At 64.0% G+C, this 17,566-nt stretch carries 16 protein-coding genes; 10 read left to right on the forward strand and 6 right to left on the reverse strand.

Features of this window, described 5'->3' with window-relative positions; translation table 11 throughout:
* The first annotated feature begins 51 nt into the window (after positions 1 to 51).
* Positions 52 to 993, forward strand: a complete 942-nt coding sequence (locus tag FJW07_RS22965) for a GNAT family N-acetyltransferase (protein WP_140858880.1) — start codon at positions 52 to 54, stop codon at positions 991 to 993.
* A gap of 150 nt (positions 994 to 1,143) precedes the next feature.
* Positions 1,144 to 1,971, forward strand: coding sequence for an outer membrane protein (locus FJW07_RS22970; protein ID WP_140858881.1), 828 nt, complete (start codon positions 1,144 to 1,146; stop codon positions 1,969 to 1,971).
* A 13-nt stretch (positions 1,972 to 1,984) separates the two neighbouring features.
* On the opposite strand, the gene FJW07_RS22975 is transcribed toward FJW07_RS22970, so the two are convergent.
* Entirely contained in the window at positions 1,985 to 2,950 is a 966-nt protein-coding gene (locus FJW07_RS22975) for a hypothetical protein (RefSeq protein ID WP_140647839.1), read from the reverse strand.
* Positions 2,951 to 3,234: 284 nt separating this feature from the next.
* Between FJW07_RS22975 and FJW07_RS22980 the strand changes: the two genes are divergently transcribed.
* Complete coding sequence (locus tag FJW07_RS22980) at positions 3,235 to 3,819, forward strand: nitroreductase (RefSeq protein WP_140858882.1); 585 nt, start codon at positions 3,235 to 3,237, stop codon at positions 3,817 to 3,819.
* 73 nt (positions 3,820 to 3,892) lie between these two features.
* Positions 3,893 to 4,567: an isoprenylcysteine carboxylmethyltransferase family protein gene (locus FJW07_RS22985; RefSeq protein ID WP_140858883.1), complete on the forward strand. Its 675-nt coding sequence runs from the start codon at positions 3,893 to 3,895 to the stop codon at positions 4,565 to 4,567.
* A 104-nt stretch (positions 4,568 to 4,671) separates the two neighbouring features.
* Here the strand turns inward: FJW07_RS22985 and FJW07_RS22990 are convergent, their stop codons facing one another.
* Together FJW07_RS22990 and FJW07_RS22995 are read right to left on the reverse strand one after the other, a co-directional pair.
* The gene (locus tag FJW07_RS22990) at positions 4,672 to 5,553 is read right to left on the reverse strand and encodes a CoA ester lyase (protein ID WP_140652359.1); all 882 of its coding nucleotides are present in this window, start codon (positions 5,551 to 5,553) and stop codon (positions 4,672 to 4,674) included.
* Positions 5,553 to 6,005 carry a MaoC family dehydratase gene (locus tag FJW07_RS22995; protein WP_140647835.1) on the reverse strand — a complete coding sequence of 151 codons (453 nt, stop codon included), beginning with the start codon at positions 6,003 to 6,005 and terminating at the stop codon, positions 5,553 to 5,555. Before FJW07_RS22995 ends, FJW07_RS22990 begins: the two co-directional genes overlap by 1 nt.
* 152 nt (positions 6,006 to 6,157) lie before the next feature.
* Between FJW07_RS22995 and FJW07_RS23000 the strand changes: the two genes are divergently transcribed.
* Positions 6,158 to 7,279, forward strand: a complete 1,122-nt coding sequence (locus FJW07_RS23000) for a DUF2336 domain-containing protein (RefSeq protein ID WP_140652357.1) — start codon at positions 6,158 to 6,160, stop codon at positions 7,277 to 7,279.
* A 14-nt stretch (positions 7,280 to 7,293) separates the two neighbouring features.
* On the opposite strand, the gene FJW07_RS23005 is transcribed toward FJW07_RS23000, so the two are convergent.
* The 3 genes from FJW07_RS23005 to parE all read right to left on the reverse strand — a co-directional run bounded on the left by FJW07_RS23005 (position 7,294) and on the right by parE (position 11,995).
* Entirely contained in the window at positions 7,294 to 7,731 is a 438-nt protein-coding gene (locus FJW07_RS23005) for a VOC family protein (RefSeq protein ID WP_140858884.1), read from the reverse strand.
* A gap of 85 nt (positions 7,732 to 7,816) precedes the next feature.
* On the reverse strand, positions 7,817 to 9,898 hold the full coding sequence (locus FJW07_RS23010) for an FUSC family protein (RefSeq protein WP_140858885.1): 2,082 nt from the start codon (positions 9,896 to 9,898) through the stop codon (positions 7,817 to 7,819).
* 42 nt (positions 9,899 to 9,940) lie between these two features.
* Positions 9,941 to 11,995 carry a DNA topoisomerase IV subunit B gene (gene parE / locus FJW07_RS23015; protein ID WP_140785976.1) on the reverse strand — a complete coding sequence of 685 codons (2,055 nt, stop codon included), beginning with the start codon at positions 11,993 to 11,995 and terminating at the stop codon, positions 9,941 to 9,943.
* A 254-nt stretch (positions 11,996 to 12,249) separates the two neighbouring features.
* On the opposite strand from parE, the gene cpaB reads away from it, so the two are divergent.
* The 5 genes from cpaB to FJW07_RS23040 all read left to right on the forward strand — a co-directional run bounded on the left by cpaB (position 12,250) and on the right by FJW07_RS23040 (position 17,562).
* The gene (gene cpaB / locus FJW07_RS23020) at positions 12,250 to 13,170 is read left to right on the forward strand and encodes a Flp pilus assembly protein CpaB (RefSeq protein WP_140785977.1); all 921 of its coding nucleotides are present in this window, start codon (positions 12,250 to 12,252) and stop codon (positions 13,168 to 13,170) included.
* 101 nt (positions 13,171 to 13,271) lie between these two features.
* The gene (locus tag FJW07_RS23025; RefSeq protein ID WP_246680852.1) at positions 13,272 to 14,639 is read left to right on the forward strand and encodes a type II and III secretion system protein family protein; all 1,368 of its coding nucleotides are present in this window, start codon (positions 13,272 to 13,274) and stop codon (positions 14,637 to 14,639) included.
* A 4-nt stretch (positions 14,640 to 14,643) separates the two neighbouring features.
* The gene (locus tag FJW07_RS23030) at positions 14,644 to 14,916 is read left to right on the forward strand and encodes a hypothetical protein (protein WP_140858887.1); all 273 of its coding nucleotides are present in this window, start codon (positions 14,644 to 14,646) and stop codon (positions 14,914 to 14,916) included.
* 13 nt (positions 14,917 to 14,929) lie between these two features.
* Complete coding sequence (locus tag FJW07_RS23035) at positions 14,930 to 16,144, forward strand: response regulator (RefSeq protein ID WP_140647827.1); 1,215 nt, start codon at positions 14,930 to 14,932, stop codon at positions 16,142 to 16,144.
* On the forward strand, positions 16,141 to 17,562 hold the full coding sequence (locus tag FJW07_RS23040) for a CpaF family protein (RefSeq protein ID WP_140647826.1): 1,422 nt from the start codon (positions 16,141 to 16,143) through the stop codon (positions 17,560 to 17,562). The genes FJW07_RS23035 and FJW07_RS23040 overlap by 4 nt, the downstream gene beginning before the upstream one ends.
* Positions 17,563 to 17,566 lie beyond the last annotated feature (4 nt).

The raw sequence follows: 17,566 nt of genomic DNA on the forward strand, positions 1-17,566 counted from the left end.
CTCCACCGCCATTTTCATATGCCTGTCACGCCAGCCTTGTAACGAGCCGCCATGCTCAAGTTGAAACTGCGGGAAAGACGTTTTCCCGAGCTCTCCTACGCCAACCCGCATCAACCGGTGCTGACGCGCTGGTTCATCCATTCCGTCGAGGGTCTGTCGGGTCGCGACCGCTTTGCCGTGCTCTACGACTTCTGGCGCCGCCAGGTGGTTCCCACCGGCGACCGCGTGTTCACCCGCATGCTGGAGCTGATCGACGTCAAGGTCCGCAACGCCGTGCAATGGCCGCCGGCGGCGCTGCCCGATACGCCGCTGGTCATCGTCGCCAACCACCCCTTCGGCATCGGCGACGGCATTGCCGTGCTTTCGCTTGTCGAGCAGTTGGGCCGTCCGTTCCGGGTCATGATCCATAAGGACCTGCTCAGGATCCGCGAGATGGAGCCCTATTCGCTGCCGATCGATTTTTCCGAGACAAAGGAAGCGCTGAAGAACAATATGGCGGTGCGCCATGAGGCCGTGAGGCTGTTGAAGGACGGTGTCACCATCGTGATCTTCCCCGCTGGCGGTGTCGCCACGGCGCCCAAGGTCTTCGGCCGCGCCATCGATCTGCCATGGAAGATGTTTCCGGCCAAGTTGGTTCAGGAGGCCAAGGCCTCGGTCATCCCGATGCACTTTTCCGGCCAGAACGGGCGTCTGTTCCACCTCGTCAGCGGTCCGATGAACATGGCCGAGCGCGACAACCGCGTGGCCAAGTTCATCGGCAAGGCATCGTTGACGCTGCGTCTTTCCCTGCTCATCCGCGAATTCGCCCGCCTGTCAGGCAGGACAATCGAGGTGCGGGTAGGCGACGTGCTGAGATGGAACGACCTCGAACCGCTGCGCGAGCGCAAGGCGCTACTCGACCGACTCTACCGCGCGGTCTTCGACCTGGCGATCCCGGCTGCGCAACGCGGACGTGTGCCGTTCCTGCCGAAGCGGATGCGCAAGGCCGCCTGACGGACAAGCTTCGTCTTGGCGGCATAGTCACCCTTGATAGCCTTATTTTAGCTGTTGCTTTAGTAATTTATAGATATTCATACTGTGGCTCAATAGCCGCAGTCACAAGTTGCGCGATTTGCTATCAAAGGCTGGGTGGGAGCTGAGCCGATGAATATCGCCAACACTATTGTATTGACGGGACTGGCCCTGGGTGCCGCAGGAGTTGGCATCAACTCCGCAATGGCCGGCGATGCGGCCCCCTCTTGGAGTGGCGCCTATATCGGCGCCAATATCGGCTATGGCTGGGATTCGGGCGACTTGGGTTTATTGTTGAAACCAGGGCCTGAACACGCACCGCCTGATTTTCCTATCGAAGACATTCAGGCGATTGTAGACGCTCTTAACGAGGCCGGTGCGTTTCCAACGTCGATGTCACCCTCCGCGCGCGGCGTCGTTGGCGGGGGCCAGGTTGGCTATAACTGGCAGCTGCCTTCCAACTGGGTCGTCGGCATCGAGGCGGATATTCAGGCGTCGGGGATAAAGGGCTCGGAGACGCAACTAAGGAGCCCCCAGTCTTTTGACCAGACAGATACGACCGTCAGCAAGAAAGTTGACTGGTATGGCACCGTGCGCGCCCGCGCCGGCTATCTCGTCGATCCGCAATGGCTGGTCTACGCGACTGGCGGTTTGGCCTACGGCAAGACCAATATTGGCTTCACCACGGTCAATTTGCCTTCCATACCCGCGCAGAATCCCTGCTCCGAAGTTGATATTTGCGTAAACAGTTCGTCCGACAGCACCCGGTTGGGCTGGGCGTTGGGAGCGGGCGTCGAGACGATGCTGGCGCCCAACTGGAGCGTCAAAGCCGAGTACCTCTATGTTGATCTCGGGCGTCGGTCTTTTACAGCTCCCGCGACTGCTCCGGTGGATTTCAAAGTGTCGGCCAAGTTCCACGAGCAGACCGTTCGCATCGGCCTGAACTACCACTTCAACTGAGAGCCGGACCCGGTCAGTCCGCGCCTTCCTCCGGATCGATGGCGGACTGCTCATTGGCCACCACCTCGATTTCCTGGTTCTGGCCGGCAACGACCGTGAAGTCCTTCTGGTAGATGCGGTCGCGGTTCTTGGCGATGATGGTGTACTGGCCTTCGGCCAGCACCATCGAGGCGAAGGCGCCGACCGCTTCCTTGATCGGATCGCCGCTTTCGTTGAGCAGCGACCAGGACGTGTCGGCGATGGCTTCGCCGCCGGGCTCACGCACCAGCTTCATCGTCATCTCGGCGGCGCGGTGCTCGACGGTCGCCTCCGTCAGCTTGCCGGCCTCAACGCGGATATCGGAGCGGATCACGGCGTTGACCGCGCCATAGGTGGAGACCACATGATAGGTGCCGGCATTCAGCCGCACCACGGTGTTCGGCGCGACGTCGGGGGCGATCAGCGCCCGGTCGCCATTGGCCGCGGCCGCGCCTTCATAGATCGAAAAGCGCAGTTTCTTCGACGGGATGGGCGCGCCGCCCGATGTCACCGCGTCGAGCTTCAAGCCGCCGGCATCGAGCACAAGGCTTTCGCGCCGGGCCTCCTTGCCGACGGTGATGCGCTTGGTGGCGCCGGCGCGTCCGTAGGAGGCATGGACGAGATAGCTGCCTGGGTCGAGCTGGAACACGGCCGTGCCGCCATGCGCGGACGCCACCATCGGCAGCTTGCCGTCGCTGGCGGGTTCCGGCTTGAAGACCCGCCAGACGATGCCGCGAGTGATGTCGGCGCCCTTGTCGGTCAACTGCGCCGACAGGGTGATGGCGCCGCCATTGCCGAGCGCCAGCGGCGCCCCGGTCTTTGGCGTCGCATAGCTCGAAATGCCTGGAAGTTTGATGTTGCCGACATCATTGGCGTTCTGGGCGAGCGCGAAGGAAACCGGCACCGCGAACAACGCAGCGACCAGTGCGATCACGAAAAGGCGCAGGTACCCCTCAAACATGCTTGCGTTGAAGCCCAAGGCGGTGGCAATTTCAAGGCCTAGAGCCGGATGATTTCAGGTCGAATTGACCTGAAATCTGAATCCGGCTCTAAGTCAAAGAAGTAGAGCATGATGTCGTCCGAAAACCGCTTCACACTTTTCGGCATCATACTCTAGAAGCGCGTCGCCCCGGCGCGGCAGCTTCTTATCCGGCGCAAAACGCCACCGCCCGAGCCGCCCGACCTCCCGATGGCGTGCTTCAGCTCAAAATTGAATGCTATTGAATGCTTAGGAGACTTGCGCCCATGGCGTCGCCGATCATCGACTTCCTGCTCACCCGCAATTCCGCGCCGATCCCCGACCTCAAGGAGCCGGCGCCGAGCGATGCCGAGATCGCGATGATGATCGCGGCGGCCTCGCGCGTGCCCGACCATGGCAGGCTCGAGCCCTGGCGTTTCATCCTCTATCGCGGCGAGGCGCGGGTCGAGATCGGCCGGAAGCTGGCGGCGCTTGCCGAACAGCGCGAGGGGCCATTGCCGGAAGGCCGGCGCAACCAGGAACTGGCGCGCTTCTCGCGCGCGCCTCTGGTGATCGGCGTCGTGTCGGTGCCGAAGGAGAATCCGAAGATCCCCCAATGGGAGATGTTCCTGTCGGGCGGCATGGCGGCCATGAACCTGATGATCGCGGCCAACGCGCTGGGCTATGGCACCAACATGATCAGCAACTGGTATTCCGACGTTCCGGAGGGCAGGGCGATCCTCGGACTGTCGCCGCAGGAGCGCGTCGTCGGCTTCGTCCATATCGGGTCGTATCAGGGGCCTGCGCCGGAGCGGCCACGGCCCGATCCGGCGAAGCTCTATGCCGATTACGCCGGTCCCTGGGCCGGTTAGGATCTTTTGGGATTTTCGCAGAACGGCTCGGCGGGCGGCCAATAGTGGCGGGGGACGTCACGGAAGGTTGGTCATGGTCTCGAGATTGGTTTTCCAGACATTCGTATGGTTCGGCATCATGGGCGCGCTGATGTTCGTGTCGGCCGGCACGCTGCACTGGACCGGAGCCTGGGTGTACATAGTCGTGATGGTCGGACTGAGCCTGACCATGGGCGTGGCGCTCGCCCGGCGCGATCCAGGCCTGATGAACGAGCGCCTCCGCCCGCCGATCCAGAAGACCCAGACCGCGGCCGACAAGATCGTGCTGAGCATATTGCTCATCGGCATTTTCGCCTGGCTGGTCCTGATGGGGCTCGACTTCCGCTTCCGCTGGTCGGCAACTCCCGTATGGGTGCAGGTGGTCGGCGTGCTGGTCCTGCTCGTCGGCATCTGGATCTGCTATCTCACGATGCTGGAAAACAGCTTTGCGGCGCCTGTCGTGAAGATCCAGGACGAGCGCGGGCAGAAGGTGATCACCACCGGTCCATACGGCTATGTCCGCCACCCCATGTATGCCGGCGCCATACTCTATTTCGCCGGCACGGCGCTGCTGCTTGGTTCCTGGTGGGGGTTGGCATCGGTCCCCGCCTTCATCGTCCTGCTCGCCATCCGCACCTTCATCGAGGAAAAGCCCTTGCGGACCGGCCTGCGGGGCTATGACGATTACGCCGCGCGCGTTCGCTACAGACTGATCCCGATGGTCTGGTAGCGGTCAGGCGGAGCTGCCTGCCGCCCTAGAGCATTTCACCGTTTCCGTGAAACGGTGAAATGCTCTATCTCCTTGTTTTTACGCAATTCCGGACAGAAAACCGCTCACACTTTTCCTGGAATTGCTCTAGCGCGAGCCAGCAGCCGTTCGGCCAGCCGCAGATGCGGCCGGTCGTACATCTTGCCGTCGATGCCGACGACGCCCGGGTTTCCCGCCGCCGCGAAGGCGTCGACGATCGCCTGTGACCGCCCGACCGCTTCGGCGGATGGTGTGAAGGCGGCGTTGATGACCGGCACCTGCGCCGGATGGATCGCCATCTTGCCGGTGAAGCCGTCGCGCTCGGCCTCGCGGCATTCCTTCTCGAAGGCGGCCATGTCGCGGAAATCCGGAAAGACGGTGTCGACAGCGGCGACTTCGGCCGCGCCGGCCGCCAGAATGGTCATGGTGCGCGCCAGGCGAAACAGGTCGGTGTAACGGCCGCCCTCGTCGCGGGTCGAGCGCGCCCCGATCGCCGCCGACAAGTCCTCGGCGCCCCAGGTCAGGCCGGCGAGCCGCGCGCTCGTTCCGGCATAGCTTGCCGCCGCCAGCACGCCCGCCGCGGTCTCGGTGATGATCGGCAGGATTCTTATGGCGCCGTCCGGCAGCCCGTTTTCGGCCTCATGCACGCGGAGCTTCGCCGCCAGCTGCTGGACGTCCCGCCCGCTGTTCGACTTGGGCAGCATGATGCCGTCGGGCTTCGCGGCGACGAGTACCGCGAGATCGGCGTCGGTGAGGCCGGTCGACAGGTCGTTGACCCGCACATAGATGGCGGAACCTGTCCGGTGCCTTTGGCTCGAAATGAACCCGGCCGCGGTCGTGCGTGCCGCCCCCTTGTTCGCGGCGGCGACGGAATCCTCGAGATCGACGATGACCACGTCGGCACCGGCTTCAAAACCTTTTTCCAGCTTCCGCTCGGAGTCGCCGGGTACGAAGAGCAGCGAGCGCATCAGGCCGCCTTCTTCAGCATCATCGCCTGCCTTGTGCATTTGGCGACGAGAACGGCATTTTGATTGTAGGCGCGATGCTCGAACTCTACGATGCCGCGGTCGGGTTTCGACTTGGACTCGCGCACGGAAACGACCGTCGTCTCGACCCGGATGGTGTCGCCGTGAAAGACGGGATGCGGGAACACCGTCTCCTTCATGCCGAGATTGGCGACCGTGGTGCCGACCGTGATGTCGTTCACCGAGATGCCGATCATCAGGCCGAGCGTGAACAGCGAATTCACCAGCGGCTTGCCCCATTCGGTCTTTGCGGCGAAGTCGAAGTCGATGTGCAGGGGCTGCGGGTTCAGCGTCATCACCGAAAACAGCATGTTGTCGCTCTCGGTCACTGTCTTGCGCAGCGTGTGATGGAAAACGTGGCCGACGACAAACTCTTCCAGATAAAGCCCGGCCATGGTTCGATCTCCTCCAATGCACCTGCTTGATAGGCGTTGGCCTCGCCTCCATCAAGCCGGTTAAGAAACATGGTGAACCGTTCGTAAACCATTTCCAGCCTACCGTTGACAACGGGGCCGGGAACATCCCGGCGAGGGCGTAGCTGGTCGGCATGGTTGTTTCGCACTTTCTAAAATGGATTGATACGGCAAGGGTTTCCGAGCGTGCCGCCGCCGCGAGCGCGCTGGCGCGTGCCTATATCAATTCCGATCTGCCGTTCGAGGATCGCTGCGCCGCCGAGGCGGCGCTCACGCTGCTTCTGGACGACGCTTCCTCCAAGGTTCGCCAGGCGCTCGCCGAGGCGCTGTCGATGAGCCATCACGCGCCGCCGCAGGTGATCAGCGCGTTGGCCGCCGACCAGCCGGAAGTCGCGGCGCTGGTTCTGGCGCGTTCGCCGCTGCTTACCGATGCCGATCTGATCGACCGCGTCGCCTGCGGCCAGAAGGCGACGCAGAAGCTGATCGCCAACCGTCCGGTCGTCTCGATGTCGCTGGCGGCGGCGATCGCCGAGATCGGCGAACCGGAGGCCTGCGCCGCGCTAGTCGGCAACAGCGGCGCCGAGATTGCTTCGCTGAGCTTCCGCCGCATGGCCGAGCGGCACGGCCACCTGCCGCTGGTGCGCGAGGCGCTGATTGCCGATCAACGCCTGCCCGCCGATTGCCGGCACATGCTGCTGGTCAAGCTCGGCGAGACCCTGAAAGGTTCACCCCTGGTGCTGGCGATGATGGGCGCGGCGCGCGCCGATCGCGTGATGCGCGACGCCTGCGTGAAGGCCTCGGTGACGCTGATCGAGGGAACGCGCCTGGAAGAACATGCCGCGCTGATCGAGCATCTGAGGCTGCGCGGCGACCTTACGGCAAGCTTCATCATCCGCACCATCGCGCATGGCAAGGTGGACTTCTTCGGCTCGACGCTGGTGGCTTTGGCCCAACAGTCCGAGCAGCGGGTGACGGCACTTCTAGCCGGCGGGCACGACGTGGCCCTGCAGGCGCTGTTCCGCAGCGCCGGACTTGCGCCGGCCACGCATGCCATCATCCTGCGTGCGCTTAAGATCTGGCGCGAGGTCGCCAACGGCCGGCGTGTCGCCGGCGTACAGGAAGTGAGCTGGCTGATGTTGAAGGAACTCGGCGGCCAACCCGCCGAGGGCGATCTTGCCGGGCTGGTGAAGTCTATCCACCTCGATGCCTTGCGGGAAAACGCGCGCGGGCACGCGCTGGCCATCGCCGCGGCCTAGGGCATATTCACGTCTCAGCCGAGTTCCTGGGCGAGGCCGATGAGAAGCCCTTCAGGCCCGCGAATGTAGCAAAGCCGATACGCGTCCTTATACTGGACCACTTCGCCGACGAGCTCGGCGCCGCGCTTGCGGAGTCTCTCAAGCGTCTCGTCGACGTCGTCCACGGCGAACATGACGCGGAGATAGCCCAGGGCGTTCACCGGAGCGTTGCGGTGATCCGCGACGACAGGCGGTGTGATGAAGCGGGACAGCTCGAGCCGGCTATGACCGTCCGGCGTGCGCATCATCGCAATCTCGACGTGCTGATCGCCGAGTCCGGTGACACGTCCGGCCCATTCTCCCTCGATAATGGCCCGTCCCTCGAGTTCAAGACCGAGCTCGCGGAAGAATTCAATCGTCTCGTCCAGGTTCTCGACGACGATTCCTATGTTGTCCATCCGTTTGAGCGCCATGTGTCCAACCTAGGATGTCTCGACCAGCCTAACAAGAACCATTCCCGAACCGGTCTGACCTGAAACGGGGCACGCTCCGAATTGTTCAGGCGCGACCCTTCGCAAAGAAATCCGGATAATCTTCCATCGCCGCGGCGATGATGCGCAGCGAGGCGGCGATCTGCAGCATTTCGAGCCGATCGCTGCGTTGGGCGATGCTGGCCGCATATTGCCTCGCCACCGCGACGGTCGCGGTCTGCGGCTCGCCCGGCCGTCTAAACAGCAATTCGCGCGCCAGGCCGCGCAGGAAATTGCCGATGGACTCGACCGTTTCGTGCGGGACGGCGGAGTTCAGTTGCGCGTGGCGCAGCCGCAGCACTTCCAGCCCGACGGTGACGGCCGAAATGCTTCCGCCAAGAATGGGATCGCCCTTGCGGCCCGTCTGCTGCACCTGCGGCATCAACTGGTTGATCCGGTCATAGGCGAGGCTTTCGAAGGCCGAGCGCCGGGGTATGCGCTCATGCAGGCAAAGCCGCGCCAGATCCTCGCGCATCGCCTGCGAGATGCGCTCCACGGTGACCCAGGGGTCGGCGGGCAGCACGACGATGAAGACGCCGATGGCAATCAGGATGCCGACCAGGATCGACGCCGAGCCGGCGAAGAACGGCCCGGGATCGTAGATCATCTGCTGATGCGGGCTGAGGAAGGCGAGGAAGTTGATGGCGAAGGCGGTGGCGACGCCGACATGGCGGGGATTTGCCATGCCGAGCGCCGCGGGCACCAGGATCGGCACCACGAAGAGCGTGAACCAGCCGAAGCCCGGCAGCGCCGGCAGCGCGACCTGGCCGACCAGAAAGGCAAAAGGCAGTGCGATCAGCGTTCCGGTGAAGAAACCCCAGGCGGACTGCACCGGATCCGGGCGCGCCGCGAACAGGCTGGAGACGACGGCGACGAGGATGACGGTGCCGGCGGCTTCCGACCATTTGGTCGTCAGCCAGAAGATCGCCACGAGCAACGTCGCGAGCGCGGCGCGCACGGCGTTGCGCCACGCGGCCTGGTAGTCGCGGTGGACGACCAGCGCCGGCTGGGCTCGCTCGCTCGACTTCCGCGAGACGGGCGAGCGAAGCGCGTCAAGGCCGCGCATCACCTGCTTCAGCGCCTCGGCGAAATCGCCGGCAATGGTCAGGCGGGTGATGGTGCCGACCTTGTCTTCGGCGGTATCGTTGGAGCCGTCATCGTTGGGCAGGTCGGGCATCTCCCTGGCCTTGCTTGCGATCGCATCGAGCCGCGCCACCCAGGGGCCGGTGTCGTCGAGCGCGCCGGGTGTCGCCGCGAGTTCGCCGACGAAGGCCTTCAATTCGCTGCGCATGGGAATGAGCGCCGCGTTCTTCGGCCTGCGGTGGCTGTGCAGTGCGCGCGCCGCCGAAAGCGCCCACAGAAGCTGACCGATCGTGCGCCGCACCGGGTGGGCGCGGGTGGCGAAGCTCGGCGCTTCCAGCCGCGCATAGGTGCGCATCTCGGCAAGCGTCTGGGCATCGGTGATCAGCTTGCGTTGGAGTGCGGCGAGGCTTGCCGGATCGCCGTTGGAAAAGGCGCCGCCGGCATATTCGGCGAGGTCGAGGATGCTGCGCTTCAACCTGGAAATGATGGCGTCGGCCGCGAGTTTCGGCAGGATCAGCCGGCTGGTGACGCCGGCGCAGACGATGCCGAGCGCGATCTCCGCGCAACGGGCGACGGCGAGGTCGACGACAATATGCGGCTGTCCGAGGGCCGGCAGGCTGATGATCATCGCGGTATAGCCGGCAAGCGCGGCGCCATAGGCTTCCGGGTTGCGCAATAGCGACGAGACCAGCATGCAGACGCCGATCCAGAGCGCCAGCACGCTCACCAACAGCCAGGAATTGGCGCCGAACAGCGATGTGATGCCGACGGCCGCCAGGCCGCCGGCCAGCGTGCCGAGCAGCCGGTAGAAGCCCTTTGCCAGCACCATGCCGGCGACCGGCTGCGCGACGATGAACACCGTCATCATCGCCCATTGCGGATGGTCGAGCTTCAGCGCGTAGGCGACAAGCAGCGCGATCAGTCCGGCCGAAACCGTGCGCAGGGCAAAAATCCAATCCGAACGGGTCGGCTGCGTCAAACCGCTTAAGGGCGTCTCGACAAGCTCTTTCAACCGCGTCCAGGTCACATCGGTTCTCCGTGCCGGAGACTGTTATGGACCGGCAGGCGATCAGATATCCAGCACGTCCGCCTCTGCGAATTCGGCGCGCTCCTGGATGAAGCGGAAACGCGCCTCGGGCTTGGTGCCCATCAGCGCGTCGACGGCATCCTTGGTGGCCTGCTCGGCGTCGATCACGTCGACCCTTAGAAGCGTGCGCTTCCTCGGATCCATCGTGGTCTCCTTGAGCTGCGCGGCCATCATCTCGCCGAGGCCCTTGAAGCGGCCGATCTCGACCTTGCCGCGGCCGGTGAATTCGGTGCGCAGCAGTTCGTCCTTGTGCGCGTCGTCGCGAGCGTAGCCGACCTTGCCGCCCTGCCGGATCGAATAGAGCGGCGGCACGGCCATATAGAGATGGCCGCCGCGGATTAGGTTCGGCATCTCCTGATAGAAGAAGGTGATCAACAGCGAAGCGATGTGCGCGCCGTCGACGTCGGCGTCGGTCATGATGATCACGCGGTCGTAGCGCAGATCCTCGTCGCGGTATTTCGAGCGCGTGCCGCAGCCGAGCGCCTGGATCAGGTCGGAAATCTGCTGGTTGGCAGCAAGCTTGTCGTTGCCGGCGGAGGCGACGTTGAGGATCTTGCCGCGCAGCGGCAGCACCGCCTGGCTGGCGCGGTCGCGCGCCTGCTTGGCCGAGCCGCCGGCCGAGTCGCCCTCGACGATGAAGATCTCGGCGCCGGCGGCGGCGTTCTGCGTGCAGTCGGCGAGCTTGCCCGGAAGGCGCAGCTTGCGCACCGCGCTCTTGCGCGAGACTTCCTTTTCCTGGCGGCGCCGCACGCGTTCGTCGGCGCGCGCGATGACCCACTCCAGAAGCTTCGAGGCTTCTTGTGGATTGTCTGCCAGCCAGTGGTCGAACGGGTCGCGAAGGGCGTTCTCGACGATGCGCATCGCCTCGATCGTCGCCAGCCTGTCCTTGGTCTGGCCGACGAATTCAGGCTCGCGGATGAACACCGACAGCATGCCGGCGGCCGAGATCATCACGTCGTCGGTGGTGATGATCGAGGCGCGCTTGTTGCCGATGAGGTCGGCGTAAGCGCGCAGTCCGCGCGTCAGCACGTTGCGGAATCCGGCCTCATGCGTGCCGCCTTCGGGGGTCGGAATGGTGTTGCAATAGGAGTTGAGGAAACCGTCGCCGCCGAACCAGGTGACCGCCCATTCGAGCGAAGCGTGGCCGCCCTGCTTGTCGCTCTTGCCGGCGAAGACCTCGCGCGTGACCTGGAATTCGTCGCCGAGCGTCGCCTTGAGATAGTCCTTCAGGCCGCCGGGGAAATGGAACTCCGCCTTGGCCGGCGTCTGGTCCTTTTCCTTGATCAGCGACGGATCGCAGGTCCAGCGGATCTCGACGCCGCCGAACAGATAGGCCTTCGAGCGCGTCATGCGGTAAAGCCGCGCCGGTTCGAAGGCGGCGCCCTTGCCGAAAATCTGCTCGTCGGGATGGAAGCGGGTTTTCGTGCCGCGGCGGTTGTGGACCTCGCCGAGATGCTCAAGACCGCTGACCGGGACGCCGCGCGAAAAACGCTGGCGGTAGAGCTGACGTCCGCGCGCGACCTCGACCTCGAGATGGTCGGACAACGCGTTGACGACCGAAACGCCGACGCCATGCAGGCCGCCGGAGGTCTCGTAGACCTTGGAGTCGAACTTGCCGCCCGAATGCAGCGTGGTCATGATGACTTCGAGCGCCGGCTTCTTGAATTTCGGATGCGGATCGACCGGGATGCCGCGGCCGTTGTCGGTGACGGTCAGGAAGCCGTCGGCGGAAAGCTCGACGTCGATGAAGGTGGCGTGACCGGCCACAGCTTCGTCCATCGAATTGTCGATGACCTCGGCGAACAGGTGATGCATCGCCTTGTCGTCGGTGCCGCCGATATACATGCCCGGACGGCGGCGCACCGGTTCCAGCCCTTCCAGCACCTCGATGTCGGCGGCGCTGTAGCCCTCGCTGCCGTCGCGGGCGGGGGCCGAACGCTTCGCGGCCTGCACGAGCGGATCGGCCGGGCGCGACGGCGCGCGCACCGGCTGTGCCGGCTTTTCCATCTTGCCGAAGAGGTCGTTGCTGTCGTCCATGCTGGGCCTAGCGTCCGGTAAAGCGAATCACGTCTCGATACTGCCACGCTTTTCGCGGGCGAACGAGTTCCTGTTCCGTTCAGGGATCAAACTGTCTCTTATTCTAAAACCATTCGATAACCAAGCCGGCCGAAATAGGGCGGTCGGCGTGCCCCGGTATTCCCGATTCTTTAACATTAACGCCTAGCGTGAGGCCCAACCAACAAAAGACCACGGGCGTCAGGGGTTTCGTTGTGAGGGGCAGGGCCATTACCATGATCGGCATCGCCGCCGTGTTCGGCGCGATTTCGATCTTTGCGGCGGATTTCTGGGTCAAGAGCCAGGCGAAGGCTCAGCCCGAGGTCAAGGTCGTCTCCGTCATGGCGCCGCAGCAGCCCAAGGTCGAGTTCAAGACCATCGTGGTCGCAAGCGCGCCGCTGCGCTACGGCATGGAGCTCGGACGGCCGCAGCTCGCCGAGATTCCGTGGCCGCAGGATTCCCTGCCGCAAGGTGCTTTCCCGACGATCGACAAGCTGCTCGCGGACGGCAGCCGGGTCGTGCTGTCGCCGATCGAGGTCAACGAACCGGTGCTGCTTACCAAGCTGTCGGGGCCGAATGGCCGCGCCACCCTTTCCAACATGCTGTCGCCGGGAATGCGGGCCGTCACCATCCGCACCGATGAGATCGCCGGGGTCGGCGGCTTCATCACGCCGGGAGACCGCGTGGACGTCGTGCTGACGCGCGACGCTGGCGATATCCAGGAAGTGTCCAAGAATGCGCAGGGCGCCGCCGGGTCGACCGTCACGTCCGAGATCGTCGTCTCCGATGCCAAGGTGCTTTCGGTCGGACAGGGCGCCGACGAGCGCAAGACCGAGCCGCAAATCGCCAATTCCGTGACCCTCGAAGTCACCAACGAAGGGGCGCAGAAAGTGGCGCTTGCCCGCACCGTCGGCACGCTGTCGTTGTCGCTGCGGTCGGCCGCCGACGCAACCGCCAGCAATGGCGGGCTTACGACCATCTCGTCCTTCGGCGGCTCGGTTGCCGCAAACGCGCAGGCGAGCGCCGCCTCGCTCGTCAATGCGATGACGAAGGACCAGGGCGAGCCGAAACTAAAGACGGTGATCGTGACGCGTGGTGACAAGGTCGAGGAATACAAGGTTCCTTCACGGGAACCGCCGCAGGAACTGCAGCAATAGCCGGTGGGGACCGGCGGGGACGGGGCAAGATGTTCGGGTTTGATGCATTTCGGACGACCGGGGGATGGCGTCTTCTCGGCGCGATAGCGCTGGCGGCGGCAATGCTTGGCGTCGCCGCGCCGGCAAGGGCTGGCAATGACGTCGTCTATGTCTCGGCGAACAAGAACGCCTCGATCAAGGTGGCCAAGGGCAAGCCGAAGACGATCATGACAAGCGCCGCCTTCTACCAGATCGTCATCGGCGATCCGGAGATCGCCAACGTCAATCCGCTGACCGACAAGTCCTTCTACGTGCTCGGCAACAATCTGGGCACCACCGGTATCGCCCTGTTCGACCAGAACAAGCAGCTTGTCGGCACCATCGACATCGAGGTGACGCTGGATACAGACCAACTGGCCAGCACCATCCGCGCCAGCGTTCCCGACGCCAAGATCAAGGTCGGTTCGGCGAACGGCCGCGTCGTGCTGTCGGGCGAGGCCGACGATGCGGTCGCCGCCGACAAGGCCAGCAAGATCGCGTCGCGCTTTTCCGGCAACGAGGAAATCATCAACTCGGTCAACATCTCGTCCTCGCAGCAAGTGCAGCTCAACGTCCGCTTCGTCGAGATCAATCGCCAGGCCGGTCAGGATCTCGGCGCCAAATACGCCGCCAATTTCGCCTATGGCATCGGCAACCGCAAAGTCGTGCTGAGCCCGGATGGGGGAAACCTGACGGCTGCCGGAACAGGCGAGATCATCGGCAGCCTGCTGTCGAACGGCGTTTCGATCGACATCGCCATCAAGGCGCTGGAGGAACGCGGCCTGGCGCGGCGGCTGGCGGAGCCGAACCTGATTGCGCGTTCGGGCCAGACGGCGAGCTTCCTTGCCGGCGGCGAGTTCCCGATCCCGGTTTCCGAAGACAATGGCAAGATCAGCGTCACCTACAAGAAGTACGGCGTCGGCCTGGATTTCACGCCGACGGTGCTGAAGGACGGGCTGGTAAGCCTCGACATCGCGCCGGAAGTGTCCTCGATCGACCCGTCCGCTTCCATCCAGGTCAGCAGCGGCATTTCCATTCCGGCCTTCATCGTGCGCCGCGCCAGGACATCGGTCGACCTCAAGAACGGCCAGAGCTTCATGATCGCCGGCCTCCTGCAGTCGCAGAACGACATCACGACATCGCGGGTACCGGGGATCGGCAAGCTGCCGGTGCTCGGTCCGCTGTTTTCGTCGAAATCCTATCAGCGGCGCGAGACCGACCTGGTCATCATCGTCACGCCTTACCTGGTCAAGCCGGTCGATCCCTCGAAGAAGATGGTCGAGCCGACCGACGGCACCCAGCCGGCAAGTCCCGCCGACTATTTCCTGAACAACACGGAGGAAGTGGACGCCTCGGCGTCGAAGCGTCCGGTGACGCTGGCGGACGGCAGCGCCGCCCGCCCGATAGCTGCCGCCACGTCCGGCCACTTCCTCGATCTGCCAAAGGACTAAGGCCATGCGCATCCCCGTTTGCATCGCTCTGCTCCTGGCCGGTTTCGCCGGCGGCTGCACCAGCGACGACTATGTCCGCACCGAAGGGGTGACGCTCGGAGTCGGCAACGCACAGGCGTCCAACACCGCCATGCAGATGGTCGATCCGTGGAAGTACGGCGTGCAGAACACCCGGCTTCTCGTGCCGGCCCAGCGTCCGGGTTCCGAGAGCATCGCCGTCGGTGCGAAGGCCGGCTCGGGGTCGGCGCCGACGACATCATCAACGACATCGGACTGATGGGCTGACGACGATGGCATCTGGTAGCAAGACCAAGAAGATCCTGCTCGTTTCGACGGACACGACGTTCTTGCAAGACACACGGACGGCTTTCGCGGCCTCCGAGGTCATCGAGCTTTTGACGCTGGAAAAGAGTGTCAACGAGCTGCGCGGCGAGATCCTCGAGACGGACTTCGGCACGGTCATCGTCGACATGGATGCAGCCAAGCTCGAGGAAATCGAGTCGCTGCAGCGCGTCATGCGACGGCTGGAAGGCAGCATTCCGGTGATCGTCGTGACCCAGGAATTCAACGCGGCGGCGGTGCGTATCCTGGTGCAGCTCAAGGTCGCCGATTTCCTGGTCAAGCCGATCACCACGGCCGACCTCGTGCGTTCCGTCATCCGTGCGCTGCAAGGGCCGGGGCGGGAAGAGAACACCGAATCGCACATCTACACGTTCATGCCGGCCGCCGGCGGCGTCGGTACCACCACGCTCGCCTTGCAGACGGCGTTCCAACTGCATCATTCGGTGACGCGCGGCGCCTCGACATGCGTCGTCGACCTCAATTTCCAGCAAGGCGCCTGCGCCGAATATCTCGATCTCGAACCGCGCTTCGACATCACGGAAATCGAGAACCAGCCGGAGCGCCTCGACCGGCAATTGCTTGACGTGATGCTGTCCAAGCATGCGAGCGGGCTGTGCGTGCTTGCCGCTCCCACGCGCCCGTCGGACATGCGCTCGTTCAAGACCGATGTCGTGGTGCGCATGCTCGACCTCGTGGCGGCCTATTTCGACAATGTCGTCATCGACATGCCGCGCACATGGTTCCCCTGGACCGAGACGGTGCTGCTCGGTTCGAACAAGCTCTATATCGTCGCCGAGATGACAGTGCCCTGCCTGCGCCATACGCAGCGTCTCATCCAGGCCGTCTATGAGACCGCCGGCAAGGAAGTGAAGCCCAATGTCATCGTCAACCGCTTCGAGCAGAAGATGTTCGACAGCGGCATCAAGCAGGCCGACGTCCAGGAGATACTCGGCGAGCATTTCGTTGGCGGCATTTCCAACAATTACCGGCTCGTGCGCGAGGCGGTCGACCGCGGCGTGCCGCTGCACGCCATCGACCCCAACGCCAATGTCGTCAACGACCTAAAGAAGATCATCCTGCCGGAGGAGGCCGTCCAGATGATGGCCAAGTCGAAGTCGCTGTTCGGCCTGGGCAAGGGCTTGCTGAAGAGGAAGGCAGGATGAACAGCCGCTTTTCCAACCTGCAGAGCCGCGACGTTCGTCCGCAGCGGGCGCCCGAATCCGCGCCGGTGACGCACAATGCAGTGATCATCCCGACGACCCGCAAGCCGGCGCCGCCGAAGCCTGAAGCAGCGCCTGCAAAGAGCGCCAACAAGGTGCTCGATGCGCGTGTGCGTATCCATCGCATGCTGCTCGAGGAGATCAACCTCGTGGCGCTGGAGCGGCTGCCCCGGGATGAAATGCGCCGGCAGGTGCATGAATTCGTCTCGGAAAAGACGCGCAATGAGCGGATGGCGATCAACAACGCCGAACTCGACGCCCTGGTCGACGACATCGTCGACGAGATGGTAGGCCTCGGCCCGCTGGAGCCGCTGCTCAAGGACCCCGAGATCAACGATATCCTGATCAACGGCCACCAGAACTGCTTCGTCGAAAAGCGCGGCAAGCTGCAGCAGGTCAACATCCCGTTCAAGGATGAGGCACATCTACTTCGAATCATTAATAAAATCGTCGCGGCGGTCGGCCGCCGCGTCGATGAATCGCAGCCGATGGTCGACGCCCGCATGCTCGACGGCTCGCGCTTCAACGCGGCGATCCGCCCGGTCGGCGTCGACGGGCCGCTGGTGTCGATCCGCAAATTCTCCAAGAACAAGCTCGGCCTGCACAAGCTGGTCGAATTCGGCGCCATCACCCAGAACATGGCCGAGGTGCTGGCGGCGGCGGTGCATGCCCGCAAGACCACGATCATCTCCGGCGGCACCGGCACGGGCAAGACGACGATGCTCAATGCTTTGTCGGCCTTCATTCCGGAAGACGAGCGCTTGATCACCATCGAGGACGCGGCCGAGCTGCAACTGCAGCAGCCGCATGTCGCGCGCATGGAAACGCGCCCGGCCAATATCGAGGGCCACGGCGAATTGAAGCAGCGCGATCTGGTCAAGAACGCGCTGCGCATGCGCCCCGACCGCGTGATCCTCGGCGAGTGTCGCGGCGAGGAGGCCTTCGACATGCTGCAGGCGATGAACACCGGTCATGAAGGCTCGATGGCCACCATCCATGCCAACACGCCGCGCGATGCCATCTCGCGTCTGGAACAGATGCTCGGCATGACCGGCATGCCGATGACCGTGCAGTCGATCCGCAGCCAGATCTCCAGCGCCATCGACATCATCGTCCAGCTGACGCGCCTGTCCGACGGCAAGCGAAAGGTGACCAGCGTCGCCGAAGTGACCGGCATGGAAGGCGACGTCATCCAGATGCAGGAGATCTTCCGCTTCGTGCGCACCGGCATGGAGGCGGACGGAAAGATCCTCGGCCACTTCGAAGCGACTGGCATCCGGCCACGCTTCCTCGAGGACCTGCGCAACATGGGCATCGAATTCCCGGGCAAGTATTTCGAACCCGGCCGGCCGCAGGACTAGGCCG

The sequence above is a fragment of the Mesorhizobium sp. B3-1-9 genome, assembly GCF_006439595.1.
GTDB lineage: Bacteria > Pseudomonadota > Alphaproteobacteria > Rhizobiales > Rhizobiaceae > Mesorhizobium.

Bases quoted from the DNA above. Each gene is read 5' to 3' on its own strand.
- FJW07_RS22965 (WP_140858880.1), top strand. From the start codon at position 52: ATGCTCAAGTTGAAACTGCGGGAAAGACGTTTTCCCGAGCTCTCCTAC.
- FJW07_RS22970 (WP_140858881.1), top strand. From the start codon at position 1,144: ATGAATATCGCCAACACTATTGTATTGACGGGACTGGCCCTGGGTGCC.
- FJW07_RS22975 (WP_140647839.1), bottom strand. From the start codon at position 2,950: ATGTTTGAGGGGTACCTGCGCCTTTTCGTGATCGCACTGGTCGCTGCG.
- FJW07_RS22980 (WP_140858882.1), top strand. From the start codon at position 3,235: ATGGCGTCGCCGATCATCGACTTCCTGCTCACCCGCAATTCCGCGCCG.
- FJW07_RS22985 (WP_140858883.1), top strand. From the start codon at position 3,893: ATGGTCTCGAGATTGGTTTTCCAGACATTCGTATGGTTCGGCATCATG.
- FJW07_RS22990 (WP_140652359.1), bottom strand. From the start codon at position 5,553: ATGCGCTCGCTGCTCTTCGTACCCGGCGACTCCGAGCGGAAGCTGGAA.
- FJW07_RS22995 (WP_140647835.1), bottom strand. From the start codon at position 6,005: ATGGCCGGGCTTTATCTGGAAGAGTTTGTCGTCGGCCACGTTTTCCAT.
- FJW07_RS23000 (WP_140652357.1), top strand. From the start codon at position 6,158: ATGGTTGTTTCGCACTTTCTAAAATGGATTGATACGGCAAGGGTTTCC.
- FJW07_RS23005 (WP_140858884.1), bottom strand. From the start codon at position 7,731: ATGGCGCTCAAACGGATGGACAACATAGGAATCGTCGTCGAGAACCTG.
- parE (WP_140785976.1), bottom strand. From the start codon at position 11,995: ATGGACGACAGCAACGACCTCTTCGGCAAGATGGAAAAGCCGGCACAG.
- cpaB (WP_140785977.1), top strand. From the start codon at position 12,250: ATGATCGGCATCGCCGCCGTGTTCGGCGCGATTTCGATCTTTGCGGCG.
- FJW07_RS23025 (WP_246680852.1), top strand. From the start codon at position 13,272: ATGCTTGGCGTCGCCGCGCCGGCAAGGGCTGGCAATGACGTCGTCTAT.
- FJW07_RS23030 (WP_140858887.1), top strand. From the start codon at position 14,644: ATGCGCATCCCCGTTTGCATCGCTCTGCTCCTGGCCGGTTTCGCCGGC.
- FJW07_RS23035 (WP_140647827.1), top strand. From the start codon at position 14,930: ATGGCATCTGGTAGCAAGACCAAGAAGATCCTGCTCGTTTCGACGGAC.
- FJW07_RS23040 (WP_140647826.1), top strand. From the start codon at position 16,141: ATGAACAGCCGCTTTTCCAACCTGCAGAGCCGCGACGTTCGTCCGCAG.